Here is a 13,763-nt window from a genome sequence, read left to right as displayed (position 1 = left end):
GGACTCAAAGGGGCAGTCGCGAGGAGGCCGGAGGCGACGTAAGCACCACAGGGAGCGAGCAACGCGAGCGACGAGGAGCGCAACGAGCGTCCGGCCTCCCCGTGGCTGGGGCTTTGGACGTGTTCGTCGCGCCAGCAACCGAGTATAGCCGAGCGGCTGGGACTTTGTGGATGTTCACTGCGACAGCAACGACCTATGGCCGAGCAGTCGGGATCTTGGAACCGGCTATTGCGTCGAAAACGGGTTCGTAGTTAGGGCGCGACGCCGACAGTCAGAAGCGTCCCCCACGTCCGGTAGCGGTCGACCATCGCCTCGCGGCGCTCCCACTCGTCGGTCGGAAACGCCGATTCCGGCGGGATCTCGATCTCGCGGTCGGGGATCGCGTCCTGCTCGGCGACGTACAGCCCGGCCTCCCGGAACGCCTCGCGGTACTCCGCGCGGCTCCACAGCGTCATGTCGATCGAGATGTTCTCCTGCCAGCCGTGGGTCTGCTCGCTCTCGGCGAAGTAGTTGACCGCACAGTAGAAGGTCCCGCCGGGCTTCAACACCCGGCGAACTTCCTCGAGGGTGTTGTGCGGGTTCGTCGCGTAGTAGAACGCCTCCATCGAGAAGACGTGATCCACCGAGTCGTCGGCGAACGGGAGCGCGTCGAAGTCTCCCACGAGGAAGCCGATCGCGTCGTCGTCGGTGTAGCCGCGGGCGTTCCGGGCCATCTCGGGCGCGCCGTCGAGGCCGTAGCCGCGGCCCACGTCGCGCTCGCGCAGCGCCCGCAACGCGTAGCCGGACCCGGTTCCCAGATCGAGGACGGTATCGCCCGCCTCGACCGGCATGCGCGCGAGGACGTGTTTCGCGGTGTGCCAGTGTCGGTCCTCCATGCCGCGGTCCCTGCCGGCGCTTGCCCACTCGTCGAACTCCGCTCTGACGCTCATACGCGGAGGACGGCGCCGGGGGACAAAACCGGATCGACGGCGGCCGGCGAGCCGACGCGGACGGCGACGGCGCGAGCGACGCGTTTTTCTCCCGAGGCCGGGTGGTCGGGGTATGAGACGCCCGAGCCTCCGTCGACCGCGGTTTCGGGTCGCCGACTCCGCCCAGCAGATGGTCGGCGGGTTCCTCCTGGCCGGGCCGTTCGTCGTCACCGAGGAGGTGTGGGTGCTCGCGATCGGGATGAACTGGCTCCAGGCGGTCCTCACGGCCGTCATGGTCGCCGCGATCGGGTACGCCACGCTGTACCGGGCGGACACCGGCCGCGACCCCGAGGCCGAACAGGAGGTCGCCGGGATCCCCGTCAGGTTCCTCTCGCTGATGACGGTCTCGTTCGGGTCGGTGGTCGTGCTCGCGGTCCTCTTCGACGCGCCCGACACGTTCCTCATCGAGCAGGGCGTCACGGGGACGGCGCTGTGGGTAACGACGGCCAAGGCGGTCTCCGTCGGCGCGGTCTTCAGCGTCGTCGGGGCCGCGACGGCCGACAGCGTGTTCTGATCCGTCGCCTCCCGAGCCGGAGGCGGTCACACGACGACGCCGACGACCCCGAACAGGATCAACACGCCCGCGACGTCACACGCGTTCGTCACGACCGGGATCGTCGTGTCGTCGGGGTTGAGCCCGACCCGATAGGAGACCTCGACGGCGACGACGCTCGCGACCACGACGAGGACCGCGAGGAGCAGCCCGGAGGCGAGCGCGACCAGAAGGACGCGGGAGAGCCCGAGCGTCCCGCCGAGCGCGACGCCGATGGCCCACGCCGCGACGCCGACGAGCCCGAAGACGGTCCCGGCGAGCGCGAAGACGGCGACCACGTTGGCGCGAACGTCCGGATTCGAGAGGCGCGGCGCGTAGGTGCCGAGGTACAGCTGCGTGGTGAGCCGCGAACACATGATCGACGCGAGGTTCCCGGCCGTCCCGATCTGGACCGGAAGCAGAACGAGGAGCGCGGGGTACTGTAGCAGGGTCCGCTCGAAGCTCTCGAGGACGGTCCCCGAGACGAGCTGGAGCACCGACAGGGCCGCGAGAAGCGGGATCATCGTGCGGACGATGCGGAATATCGACCACTCGTCGACGGGGGCCCCCTCGTCCGGGACGGCGTCGTCCGCGACCGTCGCGGGGGAGGTCGCGTCGGCGGCGGCGTCGGCGGCGTCGCCCCGCGGCTCGCTCACGTGATCACCCCCACGACGTAGATCCCCACGAGCAGGAAGAACACGCCGAAGACGTCTCCCAGCGTCGTCACGACGGGGCCGATCACGTTGTCGGGGTTGAGCCCGCGCCTGTAGCCGACGAAGATGACGGTGATCAACACCGAGAGCATCAGCACCGCCGAGAGGAAGCCCGCGACGATCATGATCCCGACGAGCGCGAACAGGCTCCCCCGCCCTCCGAGGAGGAACAGGGTGAGGTACGTGATGACCGCGATGAAGACGGAGATCGTCATCCCGTTGATGAAGGAGGCGACGATCGCGTTCGTGAGCCGCCGGTCGAGCGCGAACGTCGGCTCGATCACTCCCTGATGGAGGCCCGTCGAGAGCCGCGCGCCGAGCGAGCCGTAGACGCCGCCGCGGGTCGCGAGAAACGCCGGGAGGAGAAGCAGGATGCCGGGAACGCTCTCGATCCCGGACCGCATGGTCTCGGAGCCGAGGATCGTGCCCGCGAACAGCCCGGCGACGAGGCTGACGAGCACGACGGGGAGCGCTTGCCGGTAGACGTCCCGCGCGCTTTCGTGACCGTCCATGCGGCCGTACCGACGAGGGGGCTCGTGAAAAGCCGTCCGGCGGGACCGTCCGACAGCGACGACCGCCGGCCCGCACCGTTAAGTCGGTCGGGCCGGTTCCCCGTGTATGGACTACGCGCTCGCCGTCGAGAACGGACCCGAAACGATCCCAGGGGGGACGGGACTCCTGCTCGTCCACCCGAGCATCGGCGAGACCGACCGGATCGACACCGACTTCCTGAAGACCGACACCGACGCGTTCCTCGTCGTCTCCACGCGGACGACCGCGCGCGAGGTCGAACAGAAGCTCGAGTACTACGACGTCGACGAGGAGAAGGCGACGATCCTCGACACGCTCTCCGTCGAGCGGGGGTACTCGCGACGCTCCGCCGACGATGTCTACTACGTCTCCGCCCCCGACGACCTCGACGGCGTGGTCGACCGCGTCGAGCGATTCCTGGAGGAGACGGAGGGGAAACGCCGCGTCTCCGTCGACTCGCTCACGGAGATGGCGTACTACGCCGACGACGACGCCGTCTACGAGGCCGCCGCCGAGATCCTCGAGCTGCTGAAGGCACACGACGCGGTCGGCATCTTCCACCTCTCCGAGGAGGTCCACGAGGTGGCGACGCTCGACCGCTTCCGGGAGCTCTTCGACGGGGTCATCTCGCTCGACGGCGACGGCAACGTCTCGGTCGACCTCTGAGGACTACGCCTCCCGAAGCGACGCGAACGTCTTCTCCGCCCACGTCACCGCGTAGGGAGCGCCCCGCTCGCGGTACGCCGCGGTGTCCAGCGCGGCGAAGGGCGCGGGGAGATCGAGCCCGTGTCGAACCGCGGAGCAGGCGTACTCGGTCGCGCTCGCGAAGTCGGTCTCCCCGCGGGCGACCTCGCTCGGGAGACCCGCGAGCCGCCCCTCCAGCCGGTCGCCGGCGTCGATCCACGCGTCGAACAGCCGGGGGAACTCCCCCTCCCAGGTGGCGAAGACGTCGCGAACGTGGAGGCCGACCCACGCGTCGTACAGCGCGTTCGCGACCTGGAAGACGTCCGCGGCGTCGAACCGGGCGGTGGCCTCGGAGGAGGTCGCGTCGTCGGATCCGTCGGCGGGCGAGGCGTCCCCGTCGGCGCTCCGGTCCGGGCGCCGGATCGCCGCGTCGAGGTCGCGGTATCGCGGCCCGAAGAAGGGAAGGAACGTCTCGGGGAGCCGGTCGCCGGGTTCCTCGGACGAGGCGACCGTTCCCGCCGGCGGCTCGACCCCGATCCGAACCAGCCGGTCCGCGATCAGGAAGGCGAGGAAGTCCTCGGGCGTCCCCTCCGCGCGGCGCTTGAGGAGGACCGCCTGCGGCTCCGTCTGCGTGGTCCGGACCGCGGTCCCCGCGCCGGGGAGCCCGACCGTGAACGTCGGCCCCGCGTACCGGCGGAGGGTCTCCGGCGCGTCGGCGGGGAGCCACTCGTCGGGACACGAGAACGGGTCGAACCCGTCGACGAACAGGCCGAGGTCCTCCGCGGCCGCGGGCGGCAGCGTCTCGAACTCGGCGTCGACGTCGATCACCGGCGATCCGGGGGCGTGGCGGTCACGAACCGCCGCCAGGTCGGCGTCGAGATCGCGGGCCGAGAACATCACCCGGCGGTGCCGAAGACGTACGAGAGGATGATAAGCACCGCGAGCGCGGCGGAGATCCCGACCGTGCCGAGAACGATCTTGGTGGATTTGCTCATGCTGGAGACGTGCGCGCCGGCGCGTTAAATTCATTCGGTCGGCGGCCGCGGGCTCGCCCTCCCGGCGACCGCGGACTTAACCGCCCGGCCGAGAGACGACGGGTATGCGGATCCGTGACGCGCTCGAGTCGGACGCCGAGGCGCTCGCCGACGTGACCGGCCGACCGGCGGACGTGCTCGTGGACACGATACACGACCGGACGGTCAGGGTCGCGGCCGACGGGCGCGACGAGGATCGGAACGTCGGTTCGGGGGACGGAGACGCCGATCCCGAGAGCGGAAACCCCGGCGCGGAGAACGGCTTCGACGCGCCCGACGGGCTCGCCGGGTTCGTCGCGTTCGACGTCCGCGCGGGGACCGTCCACGTGACCGACTTCGCCGGGACGGCCCCGGCGCTCGATCGCCTGCTCGAGGAGCCCAAACGGTTCGCGAAACGGGAGGGGATGGACGTCGAGGCGGTCGTCGTCGACGGCGAGGAGCGTCGCGCCGACGCGCTCGAGGACGCCGACTTCGCGGCGGCGGGACCGGGCCCGCGCTTCGAGGGGAGGGCGACGACGCGGTTTCGACTCGAACGAGACGGATGACTCGACTCGAACGCGGCGGGTGATCGGCTCCATCGACGAGACCGCCGCGACCGGCGGGCCGCTTACAGCCGGTCGGCCAGGTCCTCCGCGAAGTAGGTCACGATCAGGTCCGCGCCCGCGCGCTTGAGCGCGACGAGCGACTCGTGAGCGACCGCCTCGAGGTCGAGCCAGCCCTTCTCGGCGGCGGCGTGGAGCATGGCGTACTCGCCGGAGACGTTGTAGGCGGCGATCGGCCGGTCGAACTCCCGGCGGAGGTCCGAGACGACGTCGAGGTACGGCAGTCCGGGCTTCACCATCAGCACGTCCGCGCCCTCCTCGGCGTCGAGTCGGGCCTCCCGGAGCGCCTCCCGTCGGTTGGCGGGGTCCATCTGGTAGTGTCGGCGGTCGCCGAAGGCGGGCGCGCCGTCGGCGGCGTCGCGGAACGGGCCGTAGAAGGCGGACTCGTACTTCGCGGCGTAGCTCATGAGCGCCACGTCCTCGTGGCCCGCGTCGTCGAGCGCCTCCCGGATCGTCGCCACCTGTCCGTCCGTCATCGACGAGGGCGCGACCATGTCCGCGCCGGCGTCGGCCTGCGACACCGCGGTCTCCGCGAGCAGCGCCAGCGTCTCGTCGTTTCGCACCGTCAGCGTCGGGTCGCTCTCGGCACCCTCCTCGGTCACGCCGCAGTGGCCGTGGTCGGTGTACTCACAGAGACAGACGTCGCCGATCACGTACGCGTCGGTCGACTCCGAGATCCGGCGGATCGCCCGCTGGACCACGCCGTCGTCGGCGTACGCCCGGCTCCCCGTCGAGTCCTTCGTCTCGGGGATCCCGAAGAGGATGACCGCCTCCACACCCGTGTCGCGGACCTCCTCGACGCGCGCGACCGCCTCGTCGAGAGGGACGCGCTCGTGGCCCGGCATCGACTCGATCGGCACGCGCTCGTCGGTCGTCGCGTCGACGAAGACGGGCGCGACGAGGTCGGTCGCCGACAGCGACGACTCGCTGACGAGCGGGCGGATCCCGTCGGTGCGGAGCCGTCGCGGGCGGTCGGTGGGGTACATACGGGCCGGTTGGTCGCGGACCGTCTTTTAGGGTTCGCTCGCGCGCTGGCTGATCGAGAAAACGGACGGCTGCCGCGTCACTCGGTCTCGCTCGATTCGACGTCGAGCCGGTCCGAGAGCGCCGCCAGCCCCTCGTCGTCGGCCAGCTCCTCGACGCGTTCGCGGAAGTGCTCGGCGCAGAGCCCGACGACGACGCCGGCCTGTTCGGCCTCGTAGGCGGCCTCGCTGTCGCAGTAGTGACACCGCATGTCGATCCCTCGGTCGCGCCGGGAGTTAACCCTGTTCCTCGTCGGGGATCCGGCGACCGATCGGGGAGGCCCCGACGGCCCGGTCAGCGCGGAGCCGGCAGCCGCTCGCGGACCGGCGCGAACGCGGCCTCGGCCAGCCCGGCCGCGCCGAGCGTCCGCTCGTGGGCGTCGCTCCCGCCCGTCGCGAGCAGGTCCGCGTCGGCGGCGACCTCGTCGATCCGGTCGACGTCGACCGGTCGACCGTACGGGTAGAATCGCTCGACTGCGTCGAGATCGCGGGCGACGTCCAGCGCCGCGTCGACGTCGTCGTAGCGGAACGGGTGTGCGAGCCCGACGAGCGCGCACGACTCGCGGAGGAGGTCGATCCCGCGGTCGAGGTCGGTCACGTCGCGGGCGACGTAACACGGGCCGTCGTTCCCGATCAGCTCGTCGAAGGCGTCGGCGTAGTCGTACGGCGCGGCCGACGCCTCGATCGCGCGGGCGACGTGCGGCCGGCCGAGGCCGGGGCGGGGCTCCACGCCGAGGTCGACGCCGAGTCGGTCCTCGACGCGACGCAGGATCGCCGCGCCGCGCTCACGGCGGTCGGTCTGGAGTCGGTCGATCTCGGCGTCGAGTGCGTCGGTATGCTCGACGGCGTACCCGAGGAGGTCGAGCCGCTCGAAGCCCGCGTCGACGCGCAGTTCGATCCCGCGGACGAGCCGGACGTCCTCGCGCTCGACCACGGGGGCGTCGATGCCGGGATGGATCCGGTCGTGGTCGGTGACGGCGACCCAGTCGAGCCCGGCCTCGCGGGCGGCCGCCGGGACCTCGTCGATCGTCAGGGTACCGTCGGAGACGGTCGTGTGGGTGTGGAGGTCGGCGACGAGATCGACGTCGGCCACGGAGCCGGATTCCTCGGCGGTCATGCCGCCGGTTCGGGCCGGATCCACTAAGCAGCGGCGGAACCGAACCGGGCGCGGTCGTGCGAATTCATGACGTGTGACGCACGCGGTATTATGACGTATAAGGAAGTGGCGTCCGACTAAGGTCGTACATGGACAATCATTAAGAACCTCCGGCGACTCGGCGTAGTTGATGCGCTTGAACGGCGTCGACGACCGGATCGAACGGCACCAGTTCCCGACCACCTCCGAAGAGCTGATCGCGGCTCACGGAAACGCGACCGTAGAGCTCGCCGACGGCTCGGAGCGGCTCGGGGACGTGCTCGAGCGGTTCGGCGACCAGACGTTCGACGCGCCCGACGAGGTCTTCGAGACGCTGCGAGCCGGCGTCTGCCATCGCGGCGTCGGCCGACGGTTCTACTCGGACCGCGACCCGACGACGGACGGGGAGAACGGCCCGCAGCCGGTCTCGTTCTGAGACGGCAGCGGCGGTTAGCGGTTCGATTTTTGCGGACGGTTCCCGACGAGCCGCGGCAGTACGAAGTGAGAGATACGACTGCGGTGAACACCTCCAAAGCCCCAGCCGCGAGGACTCGCGCGGCTCGCTGTGCTCCTCGCTCAGTCGCTCGTTTCACTCGCTCCTCCGCTGCGGTGCTTACTTCGCCGGGATTCGTCCTCGCGACTGCCCCTTTGAGTCCCTCCCGCACCGCACAGCCCCGCACCTCACGCCTCCCCAGCCTCGCGGCTCACGGCTCGCGGCTTCGCCGCTCGCTTATCGAGGTACTCACTTCGTTCGTACCTCGCCACGCTCGCCGCGTCCCTCGCGGGCGGTTCGCGGGCCTTCAGCCCGCTCACCGGCGCGCCACCGCACCGAAGACCGATCGTCGCGTCAGCCACGCCGATCGATCGTATCTTTCGCCGGTACGCAACCGCGTCGCCGGCCTCAGTCGATCCACTCGACGGCCGGGGAGAGGTCGATCGGCACCGACCCCTTCCGGTAGGCCTCGGTCCGGCCGTTCGGGCGGGCGCGGAGGACGACCGCGGGCCGGTGGCGCACGTCGGGTCGCGCGTCGCGGACCGCAGCCCAGTCGTCGTCGGGGAACGACGAGCAGTCGACGAGGAGGGTCGCGCCGCCGCCGTGTGCCTCCAGCTGGCCGCTGGTCTTCGTCTCCACCGTGTCGCGGACGGCCGCGACGGGGCCGGACGCGGATCGGGTCGCGACCGGCTGCGGTCGGGTCACCTCGACGAGCGAGCCGGCCCCCGTGTCGGGGTCGGTCGCGCGGAAGTCGAGCGAGTGGCCGGTCGTCACCTCGATCTCGGGGGTCAACGCGTACCCCGAGTCCGCGATGAGCTTCGCGGCCGTGAACTCCGCGACGGTCGCGCTCATGCGGACGAGGTCCATCGAGGTGGAGGTGCCGAGCTTGCCGGCCATCGTCTCGCGGTACTCGTCGAGGATTCCGGGGCGCAGGAGCCGCTCGACGTAGCCCGTCCCCTCCTCGCGGGCCGCGTCGGGGAAGCCGGCGGCGTGGTCACGGAAGAACGCCCTGGTCGTCTCCGCGCCGTCCTTCGAGCAGAACACCGGGAGGAAGAACCACGAGACGTGCGGGTAGTCGGCGAGCCACGGCTCGTCGTCGTGAAGGCCGGCGAGCAGCTCCCGCTGGGCCCACCGCGAGACGGGGTAGGGGACCTCCTCGAAGCCGTACTTGTCCGTGCGCCAGAGGTCGCTCGGCGTCTCCGTGTTGCCGAGCCAGTAGCCGACGGGCCCGCCGCTCGCGCCCGCCGGCGGGTCGACGTCGTCGTCGGTCCAACAGAACAGCGCCCACGATCCGTCGTCCATGTCGAACCGCCGCGCCTCGTACCGGGCGGGCGGTTTGAACCACGGGTCGCTCGCGGTCGCGCCGAGGTTCCCGTCGAGCGGGCGTTCGATCCGCGAGCGGACCCGGTTCCCGTCCCACCGGCCCGGAGCGCGCCTGAATCGGAGCGGTTGTGCCACGCGTCCGCTACCGCACGGCTCGGCTAAGGGCTTCCGGTGGCCTGCCCGTGAAGACATCGCAGGTGAGAAACGGGACGGAAACTCGCCGACAGGTATATGTGCGAGAGTTGCTAAGTGAAGCTGTACCATGTCAATGGGTGCCTATGACGAAGCGGAACACGAGCGTCGTGAGCAGAAGACGAGTGCCGTCGATGCCGATTTCGACGCCGAGCGGCCGGAGTATTCGGGTTCGCTCACGTACGACTCCGGCGACTCCGCCGAGGCACTCCTCGACAAGTTCCAGGAGATGAAAGGCGAGTAGCGGGGGATCGGGGATCTTTTTCCGGGAAAGCGGCGATCCGGGCGCGCGTCAGCGGCGAGTCAGGAGGATCGCCGCCGAACAGACGACGGTGACGGCGAGCACGTGGCCGACGACCGCGCCGAGCAGGATCGGTTCCTCGAAGAGGAACGGGGTCAACGCCAGCTGTACCGCCGAGAAGGCGACGTTCTCCGCGTCGAGCCGCTGGGCGATCGCGGCGTCCTCCGGGGAGAGGTCGACGTGGACGGCCCGCCAGAGGGCGACGACCGCGCTCCACCAGGAGGTGCCGATCCGGTAGGTGAGATCCCAGAGGACGAGCAGGGTCACGTACACGACCGGCGCGGGCGGACTCGCGCCGAACAGCCGCTCGAGCAGCGCTCCGTCCCAGACGAAGAGGTACGTCACGAGCGCGACGAACGCGAGCACCCCCAACACGATCTCGATGCTCGACCCGAACAGCAGACGCTTGTGCTCCGGCGGCGTCGACAGCAGCCGGTTGTTCGCGCCGAGCCGATGCATCTCGACGCTGCCGACCGCGGCCACGAGCACCGCGATCGTCCCCGCGAGGACCGCGTTCCACAGCCCGTAGTACCAGCCGAGGACGAGGACCGCGACCTCGAAGAGGAGGAACTGGACCGCCACGGCGATCCGCCGGGGGATCGCCAGTCCGGGGATCCCGCCGACGAGGCTCTCGTACACCCACGTCTCGCCGTAGCTTCGGCTCACGAGGTCGCCTCCGGCCCCCGCACACTCGATCCCGGACCGTCGGCATCGAGCGCGCGCGCGACCGCGAGGTCGAACGGCGTCAGGTCGACGGGAACCAGCTCGCGGATCCGGTCGTCCTCCACGATCACCGTGTTGCGAAGCCCCTCGACGAGCGAGCGCGCGAGATAGGGGTTCACGTCGGTGACGAGCCGGAGCCACCGGGCGGACAGCTCCGGGCTCAGAACGGGCGCGCGGACGATGTACAGGCCGTGGCCGAACTGCCGGCGGGTCCGCCGGAGGATCTCCGCGTACGTCAACACCTCGGGGCCGCCGATCTCGTAGGTCTCGCCCGCGGTCTCGGGGACGTCGAGGACGCCGGCGAGGTAGGCGACCACGTCGTCTATCGCGATCGGCTGACAGAGCGTGTCGACCCACTTCGGAGTGACCATGAGCGGGAGCCGCCCCGCCAGCCCGCGGATCACCTCGAAGCTGGCGCTGCCAGCGCCGACGACGATCGCGGCCCGCAGCGTCGTCAGCGCGTACGACCCCTCCGCGAGGACGCGCTCGACCTCGCGACGCGACCGGAGGTGTTCGGAGAGGCCGTCGCGGTCCTCGCCGAGCCCGCCGAGGTAGACGACGCGGGAGACGCCCGCCGCGGAGGCCGCCTCGGCGAAGTTGCGCGCGCAGTTCCGGTCGCGCTCCTCGTAGCCGGGGCCGCCGTCCATCGAGTGGACGAGGTAGTAGGCGGCGTCGACGGTGCCGCCGTCGACTCGAAACGCCGGCGGGAGGCTCTCCGGCTCCAGGAGATCCCCCTCGACGACGTGGACCCCGGCGGGCGGGACGTAGCCCCCGGCGTCCCGGACGAGCGTGACGACCTCGTGGCCGCGGTCAACGAGCGCCGGAACGAGCCGACGTCCGACGAAGCCGGTCGCACCGGTGACGAGAACGCGCATGCCGGGAGGAGGGCCGGCGCGACCATAAGCCTCCGCACGGTCGACGACGGGATCGGGACGGCGACGGATCGGTCGGGGGCGACCGATCCGTAAAAGGCCCTGGCCGTCGGCGGACCCGTATGAACGCTGGCGAGTTCGAGCCGGTACGCGGCGTCCCGGACCTGTACGTCCACGACACGGGGATGTTCGACACCGCAGAGTACGGGTCGGTGTACGTGTACGACGCCGAGCGGCCCGCGGTGATCGACACCGGAACCGGGGCGAACCGCGAGGCGCTGTTCGGGACGATCGAGGCGATCGGGGTCGGCGTCGACGAGCTGGCGTGGATCCTCCCGACGCACGCCCACCTCGACCACGCCGGCGGGGCGGGCCACCTGGCCGGGCGGTACCCGACCGCCGAGGTCGCGCTCCCGGAGCGGGGCATGCGTCACCTCGTCGACCCGGAGAGGCTCGTCGCCGGGACGAAGTCGGCGGTGCGGGACCAGTGGGAGTACTACGACGAGCCCGAACCCGTCCCCGAGGACCGGATCGCGGGACTGGTCGACGGCGACCGGATCGACCTCGGCGACCGCGAGCTCGTCGTCCACGACGCGCCGGGTCACGCGCCCCACCACGCGGTGTACCACGACCCGGACGCCGGCGTCGTCTTCACCGCGGACGCCGCGGGCATCTACGTGCCCGAAGTCGACGCGGTCCGGCAGACGACCCCGCCGCCGCAGTTCGACCTCGACCAGTGTCTCCGCGACCTCGGGATGATAGCCGACCTCGAGCCCGACTACCTCTGTTTCGGCCACTTCGGTCCGCGGGAGTACGACCCCGACCTGATCGAGGAGGCGAAACGGGCGTACGTCGAGTGGGTGGCGGCGGTCCGGGCGAAACGCGAGGAATTCGGCGACGACGAGGCGGTCGTCGAGCACTTCGAGGAGACGAGCGCCGACGTCGAGTTCTGGAACCCCGAGCGGGCCCGCGCCGAGGCGAGCCTGAACGCCCGCGGCGTCCTGGCGTTCCTCGACCGGGGAGAAACGCCCTAATCCCCCCGTCGCCTAGGAGGGGCCAACCGATGGGCATCTTCGATACGATCCGCGCCGTGCTCGGAACGAGCGCCGAGACGGACGCGACCCGAGAGGCCGACCCCGAGGACCTCTTCGGGATGTCGACGGCGTACATGACGATGGAGGCGGACCTCGGCTACGACCACGTCGGCGAGGCCGCGCTGTGTTTCTCCGGCGTCGACAGCACCCGCTTCGACGACGCCGTCTCGATGGTCGAGGAGATCCTCGAGGCCGGCGAGATCGAGACCGGAACCGGCTTCCACCGCCACGAGGACGACCACGGCTACCACTGGTTCGTCCTCGAGGACGACGACCCCGAGGACCTCGTGACGAGCGTCCACTTCGCCGCCGACCAGTTCATCGAGGAGGGGTTCGGCTCGCGGCTCCTCGCGGCCGTCTTCGGCTTCGAGAACGGCGACGGCCGCGCCTACTGGATCTACTCGTTCCGCCGCGGGGCGTACTACCCGTTCGCGCCCGACGGGACGAGCGACCGGAACCAACGCGCCGAGTTCAAGCTCCAGTCGGTCCTCGACGGGGAGCTCGGGCTCGAGGACGACGAGTCCTACTGGTACCCGCTGTGGCCCGACGCGCCCGGACGACACCCGTGGGAGTGATCGGATGGGGGAAGACGGATCCCGAACCGACGGAACCGAACGCTCGGCGGGGAGCACCCGAAAGCGCGTCCTCCGGGTCATGGCGGTCCAGGCGGCGGCCACGAGCGCGGCGGCACACCTGCTGTGGGCGTGGCCGCGACTGGCCGGGGCGTCGGATCCGGCCGATCCCCGACCGTACGTCTTCGTGCTCGCGGCCGTCTTCACCGCCGTCGTCGCGGCCGCGACGCTCCGGGCCGACGAGTACCGCCGGCTGTACGCGCTCGGCGCCGGGACGCTCGCCACGTATCTCGTCGGCTACGTCGGCTGGCACGGCGGGACGACGGTCGCGGCGCTGGCGGCCGACCCGCTGGCTATCGTCGGAAAGGCGGCCGAGGTCGTCGGCGTGCTCGCGTTCGTCGGGCTCTACCGGCTCGCGCCGCCGACGAGCGTCGTCGTGGCCCGTCAAGCGGGCGACGAGCCGAGAAGGAACGAGTCGGGTCCCAACGAGTCGGAGAACGGCTGACCGACACGCCTTATTAGCCGAGTCCCGGATCGACGGGTAGTGAGCGACACCTACCGCACGGTCGCGGAGCGCGCCACGGCGACGTTCGAGGTCCGCGGCTCGGAGTTCCTTGGACACGTCGCGCCCGCCGACACCGTCGAGGAGGCCGAGGCGTTCGTCGAGGCCGTCAGGGCGGAGTACGCGGACGCGACGCACAACGTCCCGGCCTATCGGGTTCCGGCGGGCGAGGCGTCCGAGCGGACGCCCGGCTCCGAGGTCATGCTCCGCGAGTACGGCGACGACGACGGCGAGCCGAGCGGATCGGCGGGGAAGCCGGCGCTGAACGTCCTCGAGAAGCGGGCCCTCCGAAACGTCGTCGCCGTCGTCACGCGGTACTACGGCGGGACGAACCTCGGGGTAGGGGGGCTCGCCCGCGCGTACTCGCGGGCGGTCAAGGACGCCGTCGACGAGGCGGGCGTCGTCGAGGA

General features: G+C 70.9%; 20 protein-coding genes. 9 read left to right on the top strand and 11 right to left on the bottom strand.

The features are described from left to right. Positions 1-251: 251 nt before the first annotated feature. Positions 252-929, bottom strand: coding sequence for a class I SAM-dependent methyltransferase (locus DJ70_RS03270; RefSeq protein WP_094530100.1), 678 nt, complete (start codon positions 927-929; stop codon positions 252-254). 112 nt (positions 930-1,041) lie between these two features. On the opposite strand from DJ70_RS03270, the gene DJ70_RS03265 reads away from it, so the two are divergent. After that, the gene (locus tag DJ70_RS03265; RefSeq protein WP_094530098.1) at positions 1,042-1,482 is read left to right on the top strand and encodes a DUF2391 family protein; all 441 of its coding nucleotides are present in this window, start codon (positions 1,042-1,044) and stop codon (positions 1,480-1,482) included. A gap of 26 nt (positions 1,483-1,508) precedes the next feature. Here the strand turns inward: DJ70_RS03265 and DJ70_RS03260 are convergent, their stop codons facing one another. Together DJ70_RS03260 and DJ70_RS03255 are read right to left on the bottom strand one after the other, a co-directional pair. Further along, a complete protein-coding gene (locus DJ70_RS03260) occupies positions 1,509-2,024 on the bottom strand; it encodes a magnesium transporter (RefSeq protein ID WP_094530102.1) in 516 nt (171 codons plus the stop codon). A gap of 128 nt (positions 2,025-2,152) precedes the next feature. After that, complete coding sequence (locus tag DJ70_RS03255; RefSeq protein ID WP_094530096.1) at positions 2,153-2,725, bottom strand: magnesium transporter; 573 nt, start codon at positions 2,723-2,725, stop codon at positions 2,153-2,155. A gap of 106 nt (positions 2,726-2,831) precedes the next feature. Between DJ70_RS03255 and DJ70_RS03250 the strand changes: the two genes are divergently transcribed. Next, the gene (locus DJ70_RS03250; RefSeq protein ID WP_094530095.1) at positions 2,832-3,410 is read left to right on the top strand and encodes a DUF7090 family protein; all 579 of its coding nucleotides are present in this window, start codon (positions 2,832-2,834) and stop codon (positions 3,408-3,410) included. Between the two features lie 3 nt (positions 3,411-3,413). Here DJ70_RS03250 and DJ70_RS03245 read toward each other — a convergent pair whose 3' ends face one another. Both DJ70_RS03245 and DJ70_RS18105 read right to left on the bottom strand, forming a co-directional pair. After that, complete coding sequence (locus DJ70_RS03245; protein WP_094530093.1) at positions 3,414-4,325, bottom strand: DUF7089 family protein; 912 nt, start codon at positions 4,323-4,325, stop codon at positions 3,414-3,416. Next, complete coding sequence (locus DJ70_RS18105; protein WP_425498812.1) at positions 4,325-4,423, bottom strand: hypothetical protein; 99 nt, start codon at positions 4,421-4,423, stop codon at positions 4,325-4,327. The genes DJ70_RS03245 and DJ70_RS18105 overlap by 1 nt, the downstream gene beginning before the upstream one ends. Before the next feature lie 104 nt (positions 4,424-4,527). Here DJ70_RS18105 and DJ70_RS03240 point away from each other — a divergent pair, with 104 nt between their 5' ends. Continuing rightward, positions 4,528-5,007, top strand: a complete 480-nt coding sequence (locus DJ70_RS03240; protein ID WP_094530091.1) for a hypothetical protein — start codon at positions 4,528-4,530, stop codon at positions 5,005-5,007. A 62-nt stretch (positions 5,008-5,069) separates the two neighbouring features. Here the strand turns inward: DJ70_RS03240 and hemB are convergent, their stop codons facing one another. From hemB to DJ70_RS03230, 3 genes are all read right to left on the bottom strand, one after another. Beyond that, the gene (gene hemB / locus DJ70_RS03235; protein WP_094530089.1) at positions 5,070-6,050 is read right to left on the bottom strand and encodes a porphobilinogen synthase; all 981 of its coding nucleotides are present in this window, start codon (positions 6,048-6,050) and stop codon (positions 5,070-5,072) included. A gap of 77 nt (positions 6,051-6,127) precedes the next feature. Next, entirely contained in the window at positions 6,128-6,298 is a 171-nt protein-coding gene (locus tag DJ70_RS17190) for a DUF6757 family protein (protein ID WP_179233943.1), read from the bottom strand. Between the two features lie 83 nt (positions 6,299-6,381). After that, positions 6,382-7,203: a PHP domain-containing protein gene (locus tag DJ70_RS03230; RefSeq protein WP_094530087.1), complete on the bottom strand. Its 822-nt coding sequence runs from the start codon at positions 7,201-7,203 to the stop codon at positions 6,382-6,384. A gap of 169 nt (positions 7,204-7,372) precedes the next feature. On the opposite strand from DJ70_RS03230, the gene DJ70_RS03225 reads away from it, so the two are divergent. Beyond that, complete coding sequence (locus tag DJ70_RS03225) at positions 7,373-7,657, top strand: DUF5789 family protein (protein WP_094530085.1); 285 nt, start codon at positions 7,373-7,375, stop codon at positions 7,655-7,657. Between the two features lie 465 nt (positions 7,658-8,122). Here DJ70_RS03225 and DJ70_RS03220 read toward each other — a convergent pair whose 3' ends face one another. Then, on the bottom strand, positions 8,123-9,172 hold the full coding sequence (locus DJ70_RS03220) for a DUF5784 family protein (protein WP_094530083.1): 1,050 nt from the start codon (positions 9,170-9,172) through the stop codon (positions 8,123-8,125). Positions 9,173-9,305: 133 nt separating this feature from the next. On the opposite strand from DJ70_RS03220, the gene DJ70_RS17185 reads away from it, so the two are divergent. Next, a complete protein-coding gene (locus DJ70_RS17185) occupies positions 9,306-9,473 on the top strand; it encodes a DUF5786 family protein (RefSeq protein WP_221929814.1) in 168 nt (55 codons plus the stop codon). Between the two features lie 48 nt (positions 9,474-9,521). Here DJ70_RS17185 and DJ70_RS03215 read toward each other — a convergent pair whose 3' ends face one another. Together DJ70_RS03215 and DJ70_RS03210 are read right to left on the bottom strand one after the other, a co-directional pair. Further along, positions 9,522-10,196: a DUF7530 family protein gene (locus DJ70_RS03215; RefSeq protein ID WP_094530081.1), complete on the bottom strand. Its 675-nt coding sequence runs from the start codon at positions 10,194-10,196 to the stop codon at positions 9,522-9,524. After that, positions 10,193-11,128 carry an NAD(P)H-binding protein gene (locus DJ70_RS03210; RefSeq protein WP_094530079.1) on the bottom strand — a complete coding sequence of 312 codons (936 nt, stop codon included), beginning with the start codon at positions 11,126-11,128 and terminating at the stop codon, positions 10,193-10,195. Before DJ70_RS03210 ends, DJ70_RS03215 begins: the two co-directional genes overlap by 4 nt. Positions 11,129-11,247: 119 nt before the next feature. Here DJ70_RS03210 and DJ70_RS03205 point away from each other — a divergent pair, with 119 nt between their 5' ends. From DJ70_RS03205 to DJ70_RS03190, 4 genes are all read left to right on the top strand, one after another. Beyond that, complete coding sequence (locus DJ70_RS03205) at positions 11,248-12,159, top strand: MBL fold metallo-hydrolase (RefSeq protein WP_094530077.1); 912 nt, start codon at positions 11,248-11,250, stop codon at positions 12,157-12,159. Between the two features lie 29 nt (positions 12,160-12,188). Then, the gene (gene pspAB / locus DJ70_RS03200) at positions 12,189-12,794 is read left to right on the top strand and encodes a PspA-associated protein PspAB (RefSeq protein WP_094530075.1); all 606 of its coding nucleotides are present in this window, start codon (positions 12,189-12,191) and stop codon (positions 12,792-12,794) included. Positions 12,795-12,798: 4 nt separating this feature from the next. Then, positions 12,799-13,296, top strand: a complete 498-nt coding sequence (locus tag DJ70_RS03195; protein WP_094530073.1) for a hypothetical protein — start codon at positions 12,799-12,801, stop codon at positions 13,294-13,296. A gap of 39 nt (positions 13,297-13,335) precedes the next feature. Beyond that, positions 13,336-13,763, top strand: a 428-nt coding sequence (locus DJ70_RS03190) for an IMPACT family protein (RefSeq protein ID WP_094530071.1), incomplete at its 3' end; no start/stop codon positions are given.

Origin of the sequence: Halorubrum halodurans (assembly GCF_002252985.1) — an archaeon.
Taxonomy (GTDB): Archaea; Halobacteriota; Halobacteria; order Halobacteriales; family Haloferacaceae; genus Halorubrum; species Halorubrum halodurans.
This window is presented reverse-complemented; position numbering and strand designations above follow the sequence as displayed.